Here is a 13,255-nt window from a genome sequence, read left to right on the forward strand (position 1 = left end):
GATGACCGGCCCTTTCGGGGGCGATTGAGCAGAGGCAAACCGCCAAGATGCAGATACCGACCGAGACGAGTTTCCGATCCGAGTTCACCCACAGCCCCGGCGGGCTCAAGCATCACCCGGCCCTGGTGCTCAATGCCGATTACCGGCCGCTCTCCTATTATCCGCTGTCACTCTGGCCCTGGCAGGAGGCGGTCAAGGCGGCCTGGCTCGACCGGGTCCAGATCATCGCCGAATATGACGAGGTGGCGCGTTCACCCTCGGTGCAGATCCGCATCCCGTCCGTCGTGGTGCTCCGCGATTACGTCAAACCGCAAAAGCGCGTCGCCTTTACCCGCTTCAACCTCTTCCTGCGCGATCACTTCTCCTGCCAGTATTGCGGGGCCAGGGGCGACCTGACCTTCGACCACGTGATCCCGCGCGCCTCGGGTGGGATCACATCGTGGGAAAACGTCGTCGCCGCCTGTTCGAAATGCAACCTGCGCAAGGGGTCGAAATCGCTGCGCCGCTCAGGGCTTTCCCTGCGCAAACCGCCGCGCCGGCCCCAGGCCGAGGAGTTGCGCAATTCGGGCCGCAAGTTCCCGCCCGGCTACCTGCATGAAAGCTGGCTCGATTTTCTCTACTGGGATGCCGAGCTCGAGGCATGACCCCCCGGGGTGACGCGCGCACCGATCCGCGCTAGCTTCGCGTCGAACCGTCCAACCGAGGTGCCCCAGATGTCCGATCCGTTCTTCCATCCCGTCTCGGGCTTCGACCTGCCGCGCTTTGCCGGTGTGCCCTCCTTCATGCGCCTGCCGCAGGTGGGGCTGGATCATGCACGAATCGACGAGGTCGGGATCGGGCTGGTGGGCGTTCCCTGGGATGCGGGCACCACCAATCGCCCCGGTCCGCGTCATGGGCCGCGCCAGATCCGCGACATGTCGACCATGATCCGGGCGCAGAACGACGCCACGGGCATCCGGCCTTTCGAAGCCGCCAATTGCGCCGATCTGGGCGATGTCGGCCCCAATCCCGCCGATCTCATGGACAGCATGGAGCGGATCACCGCCTTCTACACCATCCTGAAAACCAAGGGCATCCGGCCCCTGACGGCGGGCGGCGATCACCTGACCACGTTGCCGGTGCTGCGCGCGCTGGCCGCGGAGGGCCCGCTTGGCATGGTGCATTTCGACAGCCATACCGACCTCTTCCACTCCTATTTCAACGGCAAGATGTACACCCATGGCACCCCCTTCCGGCGCGCGGTGGAGGAAGGTTTGCTGGACCCCAGGCGCGTGGTCCAGATCGGCATTCGCGGCACCATGTATGATGCCGAGGACGTGGATTTCGCCAAATCCGTCGGCATCCGCCTCATTCCGATCCGCGAATATTTCGCGCGCGGCTACACGGACGTCATGGAAGAGGCGCGCGAGATCGTGGGCAGCGCGCCCACCTATGTCAGCTATGATATCGACTTCATAGACCCCGCCTTTGCCCCCGGCACCGGCACGCCCGAGGTGGGCGGCCCCAACAGTTTCGAGGCGCTGGAAGTGGTGCGCGCGCTGCAAGGGCTCGACATTGTCGGGGCCGACATGGTCGAGGTCTCGCCCCCCTTCGACCAATCCGGCGGCACCGCCTATCTGGGGGCCTCGGTCCTGTTCGAACTGCTCTGCGTCATGATAAACCGATCCTGAGCCATGCCCCGTTAACCTTAACGCGCCGCCGCCCTGCTTTCATTTTGCCGAAAATACCTCGGGGGACGGTGCCCGCAGGGCAACGGGGGGCAGCGCCCCCGATCCGCCTGCGCCTTGCCAATGCGATCGCATTTATGGTAGCGCTAACATCGACCCGCCACGCACCCTTGAAAGGATGGCACCCATGGTTTCTCGCGTCATTCCGGTCGATGATTTCGACCTGGTGATTTTCGGCGGCACCGGCGATCTGGCCCGGCGCAAGATCCTGCCCGGCCTCTACCGTCGTTACCTGGCCGAACAGATGCCCGAGGGCGCACGCATCATCGGGGCCGCGCGCTCGGATCAGGACAGCGCCGCCTGGCGCGCCTCCGTGCGCGATGCCATCATCGAGTTTGTCGATGACAGCAAGAAACACCCCGAGAAGATCGAGGCCTTCCTGCAATGCCTCGAATATGTGCCGGTCGATGCGACCGGCGAGGGCGGCTGGCACGATCTTGCCGACCTCATGCGCGAGGATGTCACCCAGGCCTTCTATTTCTCGGTCGCCCCCAGCCTCTTCGGCGCGCTCGCCGAACGCCTCAAATCCCATGACATCGCGCGTGAAGGGGCGCGGATCGTGGTCGAGAAACCTTTCGGTCGCGATCTGGAAACGGCGAAGGCGCTCAACGCCACGCTCGCCGCCCATTTCGACGAGACGCAGATCTACCGGATTGACCATTACCTGGGCAAGGAGACGGTGCAGAACCTTATGGCGGTGCGCTTCGCCAATGTCCTGTTCGAGCCGCTTTGGAACGCGCAATTCGTCGATCACGTGCAGATCACCGTGGCCGAGACCGTCGGAACGGCCGGGCGCGGGGCCTATTACGACCGCTCGGGTGCCATGCGGGACATGGTGCAGAACCACCTGATGCAGCTTTTGTGCCTGACCGCGATGGAGCCGCCCGCGCGGTTCGAACCCGACGCGGTGCGCGACGAGAAGCTCAAGGTCATCCGCGCCCTCGATCCGGTCGAGAAACCCGATATCGTGCGCGGGCAATACAAGGCGGCGAAAGAGACCGCCTCCTACCGCGAGGATGCCGAGAACCCCGACAGCCTGACCGAAAGCTTCATCGCGATGAAGGTGCGCGTGTCGAACTGGCGCTGGTCCGGCACGCCCTTCTACCTGCGCACCGGCAAGCGGATGAAGGCGCGCATGTCCGAGATCGTGATCCATTTCAAGGAACCGCCGCATAACATCTTCTCGGAAGGCAACCACGCGCGCAGCAACATCCTGACCATCCGCCTGCAACCCGATGAAGGCATCGACCTGCGCATGACGATCAAGGAACCCGGGCCGGGCGGGATGCGCCTGGTCGAGGTGCCGCTCGACATGACCTTTGCCGATGCGCTTGGACCGGAAGGGGCGGATGTGCCCGATGCCTATGAACGCCTCATCATGGATGTGATCCGGGGCAACCAGACCCTCTTCATGCGCGGCGACGAGGTCGAGGCGGCCTGGGCCTGGACCGATCCGATCATTGCGTCCTGGACCAAGGCCGAGGATACTCCGCTACAATACGAGCCCGGCACGGCGGGGCCCGAAGACGCCCTGATGCTGCTGCATCGCGACGGGCGCAGATGGAGGGAGATCGCGGAATAATGAACCTCAAGGAATATCCCGACAGCGAAATGATGATGCTGGATGTCGCCGATGCGCTGGCCTCCGAGATCAACAGCCACCTTCTGTCCGATGACGAACGGGTCAGTTTCTGCGTGCCCGGCGGCACCACGCCGGGGCCGATCTTCGACGTGCTCAGCGCGCAGTCGCTGGACTGGGACCGGGTCAGCGTCTTTCTCAGCGATGAACGCTGGCTGCCCGAGGATAATCCACGCTCCAACACAAGGCTGATCCGCGAACGGCTGCTGACCGACAAGGCCGCCGCCGCGCATCTGGTGCCGCTTTACGCGCCGGTCGAGACGCCCGAGGAGGCGATCGAGAGCCTCAGCGAAAGCCTGCGCCCGCATCTGCCGATCACGCTTCTGCTGCTTGGCATGGGCGCGGATATGCACACGGCCTCGCTCTTTCCCGGTGCCGACCGGCTGGAGGATGCGCTCTCCGATTCGCGTGCTGTCCTGATGCCGATGCGCGCGCCGGGGGCGGAAGAACCCCGCGTGACCCTGACCGCGCCGGTGCTGTCGGCCGCCGTTTCCACCCATATCGTGATCACCGGCGACGCCAAGCGCGCGGCGCTGGAACGCGCCCAAAGCCTGCCCGTCAGCGAGGCCCCCGTGCGCGCCGTCCTGAACGGGGCCACGGTGCATTGGGCGCCCTGATCCAAAGTTCCTGCCATCAAGAAAGCCACGTCCATGTCGCTATGGGATGACCTGAAAACGCAACACGCCGCCAAGTCCGGGCGCAGCCTTGCCGAGATGTTCGAAAACGAACAGCGCTTCGCCGATTTCAGCGCCGGTTTCGGCGATATGCTCTTCGATTACTCCAAGACACATATCGGCCCCGATACACTCTCGCTGCTGCTGGAACTGGCCCGCAATGCCGAAGTCGAGGCGCGCCGCGAGGCCATGTTCACCGGGGCCGAGATCAACGAGACCGAGGGCCGCGCCGTGTTGCATACCGCGCTGCGCGCCCCCGAGGGTCCGATCCATGTCGATGGGGAGGACGTGATGGAGGAGGTGCTGGCGACCCGCAAGCGCATGGCCAGGTTCGCCCGCGCGGTGCGCGAAGGCGACGTTGAAGGGCAGGGCGGCAGTTACACCGATGTGGTCAATATCGGCATCGGCGGTTCGGACCTTGGCCCGGCCATGGCGACGCTGGCGCTGGTCCCTTACCATGACGGGCCGCGCGTCCATTACGTCTCGAATGTCGATGGCGCGCATATTCATGACACGCTGAAGGGGCTCGATCCCACCCGCACGCTGGTCATCGTCGCCTCCAAGACCTTCACCACCATCGAGACCATGACCAACGCGCAGACCGCGCGCGACTGGATGGCCGAGAAGGTGGACGAGCCGGGCGCGCAATTCGCGGCCCTCTCCACCGCGGCGGACCTGACTGCGCAATTCGGCATCGACCCCGACCGCGTTTTCGGCTTCGCCGATTGGGTCGGCGGGCGCTATTCGCTCTGGGGGCCGATCGGGCTTGGCATCATGCTGGCGGTGGGACCGGAGGATTTCGACGATTTCCTGGCCGGTGGCCACGCCATGGACACGCATTTCCGCGAGGCCGACCTGGCCGACAACCTGCCCGTGCTGCTGGCCCTCGTCGGCATCTGGCACAATCAGATCTGCGGCTATGCCACCCGCGCCGTGCTGCCCTATGATCAGCGCCTGTCGCGGCTGCCCGCCTATCTGCAACAGTTGGAGATGGAATCGAACGGCAAGCGTGTGACGATGGAAGGCGACGATCTTGAGGTCAACTCCGGCCCCGTCGTCTGGGGTGAACCCGGCACCAACGGCCAGCATGCGTTCTATCAGCTCATCCACCAGGGCACCCGCGTGGTGCCGTGCGAGTTCATGGTCGCCGCCGAGGGGCATGAGCCCGACCTCGCCCATCATCACCGCCTGCTGGTCGCCAATTGCCTGGCCCAATCCGAGGCACTGATGCGGGGCCGGGCGCTGGAGGAGGCGCGCGCATTGATGGAGGCCAAGGGCCTCAAGGGCCACGAACTGGACCGCCAGGCCCGTCACCGCGTCTTTCCCGGCAACCGGCCCTCGACGACGCTGATCTACCCCAAGCTGACCCCGCATGTATTGGGCCAGATCATCGCGCTCTATGAACACCGGGTGTTCGTGGAGGGCGTGATCCTCGGGATCAACAGCTTCGATCAATGGGGGGTGGAGCTTGGCAAGGAACTGGCCAAGTCACTGGAGCCGGTCTTGCGCGGCGAAGGTCCCGGCACCGGCAAGGATGCCTCGACCCGCGGGCTGGTGGCCTACTACCGCAGTCGGAACTGAAGCATGTCGCTCAAAAGTGGGAACCGGTTTTGAGCTTCTCGGACATGGCGTATCAAAAGGTTAGAGGGCGTTGCGTGAATGCGAATGAACGCTACGGGCTCTAACAGCTTTCGATGGCCGCGATCAGGTCGGGCGTCAGCGGTTCCGCCCGGCTTCCGTCGCGGCTTACGTTGACGATCACGCAAGACGCCGAAACCGCAAGCTCGGCCCCCTTGAACACCGCCTGCTCCATCACCCAGGAGGTGCGCCCGACCTTCGCGTTGCGCGCCGTGACGACGTAAGCATCTCCCAGGAACAGCGGCTGGCGGAAATCGACCTCCATGTTCCGCAGCACCAGCGTCGGGCGGTCATCGGCGCTGTAATCGGAAACCCCCGTGCCCATGAAGAACGCGATGCGGGCGTTTTCGAACCAGGTGACATAGGCGGCGTTGTTGACGTGGTTGAGGATATCCAGCTCCGAGAACCGGACCTGATCGGCGATGCCGAAATCCCACGGCGCGTCGATCCCCATGTCGCGCAGGTCGGCGCCGCGCAGGGGGGAGGTATCGCGTGCTGTCATGGGGTGGCCCATCGGTTGGGAGGTGGAGCGGGTAGCGGGAATCGAACCCGCACCTTAAGCTTGGGAAGCTCGCATGATACCATTTCACCATACCCGCAAATCCAAGCCTTGAGGTAATCGCGCGCCCGGCCAAGGTCAAGCGCTATCCGCGCGGTTTCGGGGGCACGTTTTCGGGCCGGTAGAAGCGCCAGCCTTTCATCCTCGTGTAGACTGACGGGTCGATCTTGTGATGGTCGGGGATATGGCGCGGCTCCTGCAGGGGCAGATACCAGAGCCCGAGCCAGGGGCGGCGCGCGGCCCATGTCCTACGCTTGATGGATTTGGGCAGCACCTCCAGCGGGAACCAGCTGAGCGACATGGATGAGTGCGTCTCGGCCATGGCGCGGGGTTGCGCATAGGGCTTGCCGTCGAGGCTCAGCTTCGACCGGTCGCGCCCCTCCAGCCGGATCGCGCGGCGGCCGCGTTTCAGGACCAGCCCGGCATGTGGATGCGGCAGCAGATCGCGCGCGGGATCGGGCGGGTCGCGGGCGGCATCCTCGCGGTTGGCGGCGATCTCCAGCCGCTCCAGCTCATCCAGCATCCACAGAAGCGTCAGCTTGCCGATGCCCGATTGCCTCTCGCGCGGGCTGCCGCCGATATCCGAGTGATAGCCCGCGAACCAGCGCTGTCGCACATATTGCCGGCGCTTCTGGCTGTCATGGCGGAACCGGTTGCCGTAATAATCCTCGCCCTCATCCCAGAACATGGGCCGGAACATCGACCGGCGCTCATCCACCGCCAACGCGTGCAGCACGATGCGCACCGAGGGGTTGGTGACCACATTGGCGTGCTGGCGCAGGGCCATCGGGCTGTAATACTTGCGGAAATTCCGGATTGGATTGCGGAAATCGACCAGCGAACTGACGGTATCAAAGAGGCAGAGCGCGCGGATCGGGATGCTCGTTTCGGGGCGCAGCGTCTCCTCGTAGCGCTTGAGTTGCTTGAACACGACCGGATGCGGTTCGCCCTGGTCGAAATCCGTCACCGCGCGATAGGCCCGGAAGGCCCCGGTGATCAGGTGCAGCTTGTCGGGCTCCACCAGCCCGAAATTATGGATGAAGCCCGCCAGGATCCGCGCCGCATAGGCCCCGCGCGAGAAGCCGAAGATGTAGATCTGGTCCTCCTGCGGCAGGGGCCGTGTCCGGGTCTGTTTCTTGCCGGTGATCTGACGCTTGAGCTGTTGCGCATAGCTCCAATCGGCGTTCTTCATCGCGCGGGTCTTGTAGGTCCGGCAGAGGAACCGATAGGCGTTGAGGACGTCATCCTCCAGCCCCAGACCGAAGGCCAGCCCCGCCACGACGCGCGCCTTCTGCACGATGCGCCAGTCGAAAAGCCGCGGCTGGCTGAGCGTGCCGACCCCCGCGACATAGTGCTTGATCTGCGCGTCACTCTCCTGCAACGCGTTGTAAAGTTTGAGGATATTGGTCTGGAAATCGCCGACCTCATTGCCGGTGCCGTCAAAGCAGATGATGATCTTGCGCGCTTTCATGTCCCCAGAATGCGGGCGGTGCGCAATTCAGGCAAGTCCGGTTCTCTGGAGGTGTCAGGCGGGTTTGGTCAGGCCCATCCGGGCCGCGAACCCGGCATAGGAATGATCCAGATCGGCGGCGGTCGGCAGCGGATCGTCGGGGCCGTAACTGAAATTCACGCCCGTGCCTTCGACGAGACGGTTGAACAGGTTGAAGAGCGCGGCAACCTGGATCGCGTGGTAGAGCGCCGCCTCGGACCAGCCCGCCTCCAGCACCGCCTGCACATCACCCGGCGTCAGCCGGGGCGGCAGGGTATTGAGCTTGGCGACATAGGCCAGAAGCGGGCGCATGGCGGGATCCACGGGCGCGGTTTCGGGATCGGCCAGCAGCGCGTCGACCAGCCCCGGCGCAATTCCAAGCGCTTCGGCATAGATCCGGTGCGATCCGAGGCAGAAGGCGCAGGCGTTGAGGCCCGAGACATAGGCCGCGATCAACTCGCATTCCGCCGCTGTCAAAGGCGCACCGGCCCGCATCACGCCATCGACATGGGTCAGCAGAGGTCCGGCATGGGCGGGAAAACGGCCGAGCAAATCAGAGAGGCGCGCGGTTTCGGGCAGAGACGGCAGAAGGGGCATCGTGAACGGCTCCGGGGTTGGAAAAGGCCAACCTAGCGCGGGGCGCGCATCCTGTCAGCCCCGCCGCCGCCTGCGCCGCCCGCCATCCGCGCCGTCGCCCGTGTTGAAGGAGGGGCTTGGCAGGGGCACGACCGAGTTCAGGATCGGGAAGGCATCGACCGCGTTCGGAATGGCCGAGGCGGCGACGAAATGCTCCTGGAATTTCGGCTCCACCGCGGTTTCGACCTTGTGGATCTGGCCGACCACGGTTTCGATCCGGATGCGGGCCTCACGCGAACACAGCGCAATGCGCGCGCCGTGGCCCGCCGCGTTGCCCGCCGATGTGACCTTGTCGAGCGGCGCATCCGGGATCATCCCCAACACCATCGCGTGTTTGGGGCTGATATGCGCGCCGAAGGCCCCGGCCAGCGTGACGCGGTCGACGCTGGTGACGCCCATCTCGTCCATCAGCAGCTTGGCGCCCGCATAAAGCGCCGCCTTGGCCAGCTGGATGGCGCGGATGTCGCCTTGCGTCACGGTGATGCGCGGGCCGCCCTCGGCGCTGCCGTCATGGATCAGGTAGGCGTGCACCCGTCCCTCCAACTCGCACCGGGCGCTGCCGGTCTGCTCCGCCGAGCCGATCAGCCCCGCAGCGTCCAGAAGCCCCGCCATGCGCATCTCGGCCACCGCCTCGATGATGCCCGAGCCGCAGATGCCGGTCACGCCGGTCGCGGCGCTGGCCTCGGCAAAGCCCGGATCGTCGGACCACAGATCGCAACCGATGATGCGAAAGCGCGGCTCCTTCGTGTCGGGGTCGATCTGGACCCGTTCGATGGCCCCCGGCGCGGCGCGCTGGCCGCTGCTGATCTGCGCGCCCTCGAAAGCGGGGCCGGTGGGCGAGGAACAGGCCAGCACCTTGTTGCGGTTGCCCAGAAGGATCTCGGCATTGGTGCCGACATCGACGACCAGCACGAGGTCATCCGACAGGTTCGGCTCCTCCGACAGCGCCACGGCGGCGGCATCGGCCCCGACATGACCGGCGATGCAGGGCAGGATATAGACCTGCGCGCCACTGTTCAGCGCGGCAAGGTCCAGGTCGCGGGCGGGCAGGGTGAGGGAAGACGACGTGGCCAGCGCAAAAGGCGCCTGGCCCAGTTCGACCGGGTCGATTCCCAAAAGCAGGTGGTGCATGACCGGGTTGCAGACAAAGACGGTTTCCAGGATCAGCGCCGGATCAATTTCGGCCTCCGCTGCGATCTCGCCCGCCAGCGTGTTCAGCGCCTCGCGCACCGCCGTCGTCATCTCCCTGTCGCCGCCGGGGTTCATCATCGCGTAGCTGACGCGGCTCATCAGGTCTTCGCCGAACCTGATCTGCGGGTTCATGATACCCGAGGAGGCCAGAACCTCGCCCGTCACGAGGTCGCACAGATGGCCCGCGATGGTGGTCGAGCCGAGGTCGATGGCGAGGCCGTAGATGCCGCTTTCATGCAGGCCGGGCCAGATCTCCAGGATCCGCCCGGTGTCGCTGTTTGCCGCGTGATGCACCGCGACGGTGACCTGCCATTTGCCCTTGCGCAGCACCGGTTGCAGGCGGGTCACGACGCTGAGATCGGCGACCAGGCCGGTGAGGTCCCACTGCTCTTCGAGTGCTTCCTTCAGCCGTTCAAGGTCGCCCGAGGGCTCGTGCATGTCCGGCTCCGCAACCTCGACGAAATAGAGCCGCGTGGCGGGGTCCATGATGATCGGTCTTGCGCTGGCGGCTTTGCGCACGACCTGGCGGTGGACCTGGCTTTCGGCCGGCACGTCGATGACGATATCGCCCTGCACGGTGGCCTGGCAGCCGAGGCGGCGGCCGGTCTTCAGGCCGCGCACCCGGTCATAGCGTGCCTCGACTGCGTTCCATTCGGACAGGGCCCCCTCGGAGACTGTCACGCCATGCTTGGGGAAATCGCCGTAGGACGGCGTGACCTGGCACTTGGAACAGATGCCGCGCCCGCCACAGACAGAATCCAGGTCGACGCCAAGCTTGCGCGCGGCGGTCAGGACCGGCGTGCCGGCGGGAAATCGCCCGCGCTTGCCGGAGGGCGTGAAAATCACCAGGGGATCGTTCGACATTGCGGCCACCTTCGCTGTTTGCCCCCTTGTAACGTGGGCGGCGGCGGGGAACAGGTGCGAAACGTCACTATTTGTCTGGCAGCGGCATCAAGCCCGCTCGCGCAATGTCACCCCTGCGTGAGCATGGGGCTTCGCGGGGGGGCCTCCGTGCTAGGATAGTTCAATCGCAGCCCGGATCGGGCCAGTCCCGACCCCCCGGGTGCAGCAACCAACAGGAGGGTAGGAGACATGCGCAAACTGATTACAGGACTGGCACTGGCGGTCACGCTCGCCACCGGCGCGGTCATCGCGCAGACGGCTGGCACCGACGAGGATGTCGCCTTCGCGCAGGCGATCTGGGAGGAAATGGTCGAGATGAACTTGGCCGGAGAGGGCGCGCTGATGGGGCTGCCCTATCGCGGTGTGCCGCCGCATGGCGAAATGCTGGAAACCTTCTATGTCGAGACCGAGATCATGGGCGAGAGCGGCCTTCTGGTCATCAAGCGCAATTACGGCCCCGAGGAGGTGACCGAGGATGAGGTTCTGGCCGATCCGTCGGGGCATCTGGGATCTGTCACGGTGATGTTCCAGCGCGAGGAGGGCTATGACCCGGAGCATGACGACTGGTTCTACGCCAAATATCTGCCCGATGGCGCGATGGATACCAACCCGGCCGGCATGGCGCTGGCGGGGGCCGTGGGGCGTGACCTCTCGGGCGGCTGCATCGCCTGCCACATCACTGCGGGCGGCGAGGATTACCTCTTTACCACCGATGCCTTCCCGCGCCGCACCCCGGCGATGGAGTAGGGTTATTCCGGCAGCCAGAAGATCAGGTCCGCCGCCCCCGCCATCCAGGTTGCCAATGGCACCGGCAGGACCGCCAGGGCCAGGGTCAGGGCGGTCCAGCGGGGGCTGAAGATGCGGCTCATGCCGACGACCATGCAGATGCCGCCGCCGCCCCCGATCAGCCCCGATCCCGGCAGGTTGATCAAGAGCGCGAGGCAGACAAAGCGATAACGCAAGAGAAGCGCCGCGACCCGTTGCGGCAGCCTGTCTTGCAGGACCGCCACCCGGTCAGGCGGCGAGAGCGGCGCGAGGTCGTCGATAAGCGCGCAGGCGCGGGTCAGGTGCAGGTCCAGGAAGATCCGGCGCAGGGCGCCAGGCGGCACCAGGCGTCCGACCAGATAGGCCAGCATCAGCCCGCCCACGGTCGAAAGGTAGATCGGCAATGCCAGTTCGGCCCCGCGCAGCATCAAAAGCGCCATGGCGATCTCGATCCCCGGCACGAAGGGGATGGCGATGAGCAGCGCGTAGAGACCGAAGATCGAGATCAGCACCCACATTTCCGCCGCGCCCCGATCTGCCTCGGGCAGGGTGTGTGTCCAGTCGAGCGCGGCGTTGATGCCAAAATGGGCCAGCGTGACAATCGCCGCCAGCACCGCCACGCGCAGGGCCAGACGGGGCAGGGCGCGCCGCCAGGGCGGCGGGGTCACGTAGGGGGCGGGCCGGTGGGACATCACGATGGATAGCGCGAAACGGCGCGGCGAAGAAGATTTTTGTCGGAAAAATCTTCGGGCCCGAAAAATCCTGGGCAAGATTTTTCTAGCAGATCACCCGGATATCGCCCGGCGTGCAGATGATGACGAACTGCGTCCCGCCTTCGACCAGGTGAAAACCCGCGCCGGTGAACTTCCAGCTCCGACGCGTGGCGGCCAACCTTGCGCTCCACACCGCAAATTTTTCGTCGCACGATACCGCCTGTGCGCGCCGACTTCGCTTCAAAAATTTGCGCGAGCCATTGTTCATCACGTGTGGGCGGGCGGGGCGTATCGGCCGGGCGAAGATAGGACATGACCCCACCTTCGCCCGACATTGGTTAACCGCCGGTCATCAGGCCCGGCGACGCCCGCCCCGGCGCCCGCCACGACCGCCACCGGCGGCCATTGCGGCGGCGGCGGCCTCGGTGAAGGGGGTGCCTTCCTTGGTCGCCTCAAGCACCTTGGCGAAGTTGATCCACTTGCCGCCATTGGCGTCGTGGTTCATCAGGAAATTGGCCGCGTTGATGGCCTCCATCTCGACGGGGCGGACCGGGTTCATGATGGCGCTGGTCATGCCCGCGCCGATCGCCATCGGCAGGAAGGCCGCGTTGATGCCGTGCCGGTTGGGCAGGCCAAAGCTGATATTCGAGGCGCCGCAGGTGGTGTTCACGCCAAGCTCGTCGCGCAGGCGCCGCACCAGGGTGAAGACCTGGCGGCCCGCCGTCGCCATCGCCCCCACGGGCATGACCAGCGGATCGACCACGATGTCATGCGCGGGGATGCCGAAATCGGCGGCACGCTCGACGATCTTCCTGGCCACCGCGAACCGGACATCGGGGTCTTCGCTGATCCCGGTGTCGTCATTCGAGATCGCCACCACCGGCACGTTGTATTTCTTGACCAGCGGCAGCACCAGGTCCAGCCGGTCCTCCTCGCCCGTCACGGAATTCAGCAGCGGACGGCCATTGGCCGCGGCCAGCCCCGCCTCAAGCGCCGCCGGAACCGAGCTGTCGATGCAGAGCGGCACATCCACCAGCCCCTGCACGATCTCGATGCAGCGGGTCATCAGGGGCGGTTCGGTCTCGTTCGGGTTGGGGTTGGAGTTGTAGACCACGCCCGCATTCACATCGAGCACCATCGCCCCGCAGGCGACCTGCTCCAGCGCGTCCTTTTCCACGGTCGAGAAATCGCCCGCCTCCAGTTCGGCGGCCAGTTTCTTGCGGCCGGTCGGGTTGATGCGTTCGCCGATGACGCAGAACGGCTCGTCAAAGCCGATCACGACGGTCTTGGTTCTGGATTCGAGGACGGTGCGTGTCATGGG

13 protein-coding genes and 1 tRNA gene are annotated in these 13,255 nt (G+C 65.4%); 6 read left to right on the forward strand and 8 right to left on the reverse strand.

What is annotated here, in order from left to right; genetic code table 11:
• Nucleotides 1–47 precede the first annotated feature (47 nt).
• From AC13C7_RS07265 to pgi, 5 genes are all read left to right on the forward strand, one after another.
• Nucleotides 48–644 carry an HNH endonuclease gene (locus AC13C7_RS07265; RefSeq protein ID WP_482867060.1) on the forward strand — a complete coding sequence of 199 codons (597 nt, stop codon included), beginning with the start codon at nucleotides 48–50 and terminating at the stop codon, nucleotides 642–644.
• A gap of 69 nt (nucleotides 645–713) precedes the next feature.
• Nucleotides 714–1,670 carry an agmatinase gene (speB, locus tag AC13C7_RS07270; RefSeq protein WP_482867061.1) on the forward strand — a complete coding sequence of 319 codons (957 nt, stop codon included), beginning with the start codon at nucleotides 714–716 and terminating at the stop codon, nucleotides 1,668–1,670.
• Nucleotides 1,671–1,854: 184 nt separating this feature from the next.
• Nucleotides 1,855–3,309, forward strand: a complete 1,455-nt coding sequence (zwf, locus tag AC13C7_RS07275; RefSeq protein ID WP_172321280.1) for a glucose-6-phosphate dehydrogenase — start codon at nucleotides 1,855–1,857, stop codon at nucleotides 3,307–3,309.
• Nucleotides 3,309–3,983: a 6-phosphogluconolactonase gene (pgl, locus tag AC13C7_RS07280; protein WP_446169386.1), complete on the forward strand. Its 675-nt coding sequence runs from the start codon at nucleotides 3,309–3,311 to the stop codon at nucleotides 3,981–3,983. Before zwf ends, pgl begins: the two co-directional genes overlap by 1 nt.
• A 33-nt stretch (nucleotides 3,984–4,016) precedes the next feature.
• Nucleotides 4,017–5,621, forward strand: a complete 1,605-nt coding sequence (gene pgi, locus AC13C7_RS07285; RefSeq protein WP_482867062.1) for a glucose-6-phosphate isomerase — start codon at nucleotides 4,017–4,019, stop codon at nucleotides 5,619–5,621.
• Between the two features lie 100 nt (nucleotides 5,622–5,721).
• On the opposite strand, the gene AC13C7_RS07290 is transcribed toward pgi, so the two are convergent.
• The 5 genes from AC13C7_RS07290 to AC13C7_RS07310 all read right to left on the reverse strand — a co-directional run bounded on the left by AC13C7_RS07290 (nucleotide 5,722) and on the right by AC13C7_RS07310 (nucleotide 10,417).
• On the reverse strand, nucleotides 5,722–6,180 hold the full coding sequence (locus tag AC13C7_RS07290; protein ID WP_482867063.1) for an acyl-CoA thioesterase: 459 nt from the start codon (nucleotides 6,178–6,180) through the stop codon (nucleotides 5,722–5,724).
• A gap of 23 nt (nucleotides 6,181–6,203) precedes the next feature.
• Nucleotides 6,204–6,277: transfer RNA gene (locus tag AC13C7_RS07295), tRNA-Gly, on the reverse strand.
• Between the two features lie 45 nt (nucleotides 6,278–6,322).
• The gene (locus AC13C7_RS07300; protein ID WP_482867064.1) at nucleotides 6,323–7,708 is read right to left on the reverse strand and encodes a T6SS phospholipase effector Tle1-like catalytic domain-containing protein; all 1,386 of its coding nucleotides are present in this window, start codon (nucleotides 7,706–7,708) and stop codon (nucleotides 6,323–6,325) included.
• Nucleotides 7,709–7,762: 54 nt separating this feature from the next.
• Nucleotides 7,763–8,323 (reverse strand): carboxymuconolactone decarboxylase family protein, encoded by a 561-nt coding sequence (locus tag AC13C7_RS07305; protein ID WP_172321275.1) that lies wholly within the window; start codon nucleotides 8,321–8,323, stop codon nucleotides 7,763–7,765.
• Nucleotides 8,324–8,377: 54 nt separating this feature from the next.
• Nucleotides 8,378–10,417: an ASKHA domain-containing protein gene (locus AC13C7_RS07310; protein ID WP_482867065.1), complete on the reverse strand. Its 2,040-nt coding sequence runs from the start codon at nucleotides 10,415–10,417 to the stop codon at nucleotides 8,378–8,380.
• Between the two features lie 228 nt (nucleotides 10,418–10,645).
• On the opposite strand from AC13C7_RS07310, the gene AC13C7_RS07315 reads away from it, so the two are divergent.
• Entirely contained in the window at nucleotides 10,646–11,203 is a 558-nt protein-coding gene (locus tag AC13C7_RS07315; RefSeq protein ID WP_482867066.1) for a cytochrome P460 family protein, read from the forward strand.
• 2 nt (nucleotides 11,204–11,205) lie between these two features.
• Here AC13C7_RS07315 and AC13C7_RS07320 read toward each other — a convergent pair whose 3' ends face one another.
• Genes AC13C7_RS07320 through AC13C7_RS07330 form a run of 3 tightly spaced genes read right to left on the reverse strand, consistent with a single transcriptional unit; the run spans nucleotide 11,206 to nucleotide 13,252 of the window.
• A complete protein-coding gene (locus AC13C7_RS07320; RefSeq protein ID WP_482867067.1) occupies nucleotides 11,206–11,913 on the reverse strand; it encodes a hypothetical protein in 708 nt (235 codons plus the stop codon).
• Nucleotides 11,913–12,248, reverse strand: a complete 336-nt coding sequence (locus AC13C7_RS07325; protein WP_482867068.1) for a hypothetical protein — start codon at nucleotides 12,246–12,248, stop codon at nucleotides 11,913–11,915. The genes AC13C7_RS07320 and AC13C7_RS07325 overlap by 1 nt, the downstream gene beginning before the upstream one ends.
• Before the next feature lie 38 nt (nucleotides 12,249–12,286).
• The gene (locus AC13C7_RS07330) at nucleotides 12,287–13,252 is read right to left on the reverse strand and encodes a methyltetrahydrofolate cobalamin methyltransferase (protein WP_172321271.1); all 966 of its coding nucleotides are present in this window, start codon (nucleotides 13,250–13,252) and stop codon (nucleotides 12,287–12,289) included.
• Between the last annotated feature and the right edge of the window lie 3 nt (nucleotides 13,253–13,255).

It is taken from the genome of Alterinioella sp. B-7, assembly GCF_056857775.1.

Bases quoted from the DNA above. Each gene is read 5' to 3' on its own strand.
- zwf (WP_172321280.1), top strand. From the start codon at position 1,855: ATGGTTTCTCGCGTCATTCCGGTCGATGATTTCGACCTGGTGATTTTC.
- AC13C7_RS07315 (WP_482867066.1), top strand. From the start codon at position 10,646: ATGCGCAAACTGATTACAGGACTGGCACTGGCGGTCACGCTCGCCACC.
- AC13C7_RS07330 (WP_172321271.1), bottom strand. From the start codon at position 13,252: ATGACACGCACCGTCCTCGAATCCAGAACCAAGACCGTCGTGATCGGC.
- AC13C7_RS07320 (WP_482867067.1), bottom strand. From the start codon at position 11,913: ATGTCCCACCGGCCCGCCCCCTACGTGACCCCGCCGCCCTGGCGGCGC.
- speB (WP_482867061.1), top strand. From the start codon at position 714: ATGTCCGATCCGTTCTTCCATCCCGTCTCGGGCTTCGACCTGCCGCGC.
- AC13C7_RS07265 (WP_482867060.1), top strand. From the start codon at position 48: ATGCAGATACCGACCGAGACGAGTTTCCGATCCGAGTTCACCCACAGC.
- pgl (WP_446169386.1), top strand. From the start codon at position 3,309: ATGAACCTCAAGGAATATCCCGACAGCGAAATGATGATGCTGGATGTC.
- AC13C7_RS07300 (WP_482867064.1), bottom strand. From the start codon at position 7,708: ATGAAAGCGCGCAAGATCATCATCTGCTTTGACGGCACCGGCAATGAG.
- pgi (WP_482867062.1), top strand. From the start codon at position 4,017: ATGTCGCTATGGGATGACCTGAAAACGCAACACGCCGCCAAGTCCGGG.
- AC13C7_RS07310 (WP_482867065.1), bottom strand. From the start codon at position 10,417: ATGTCGAACGATCCCCTGGTGATTTTCACGCCCTCCGGCAAGCGCGGG.
- AC13C7_RS07305 (WP_172321275.1), bottom strand. From the start codon at position 8,323: ATGCCCCTTCTGCCGTCTCTGCCCGAAACCGCGCGCCTCTCTGATTTG.
- AC13C7_RS07325 (WP_482867068.1), bottom strand. From the start codon at position 12,248: ATGTCCTATCTTCGCCCGGCCGATACGCCCCGCCCGCCCACACGTGAT.
- AC13C7_RS07290 (WP_482867063.1), bottom strand. From the start codon at position 6,180: ATGACAGCACGCGATACCTCCCCCCTGCGCGGCGCCGACCTGCGCGAC.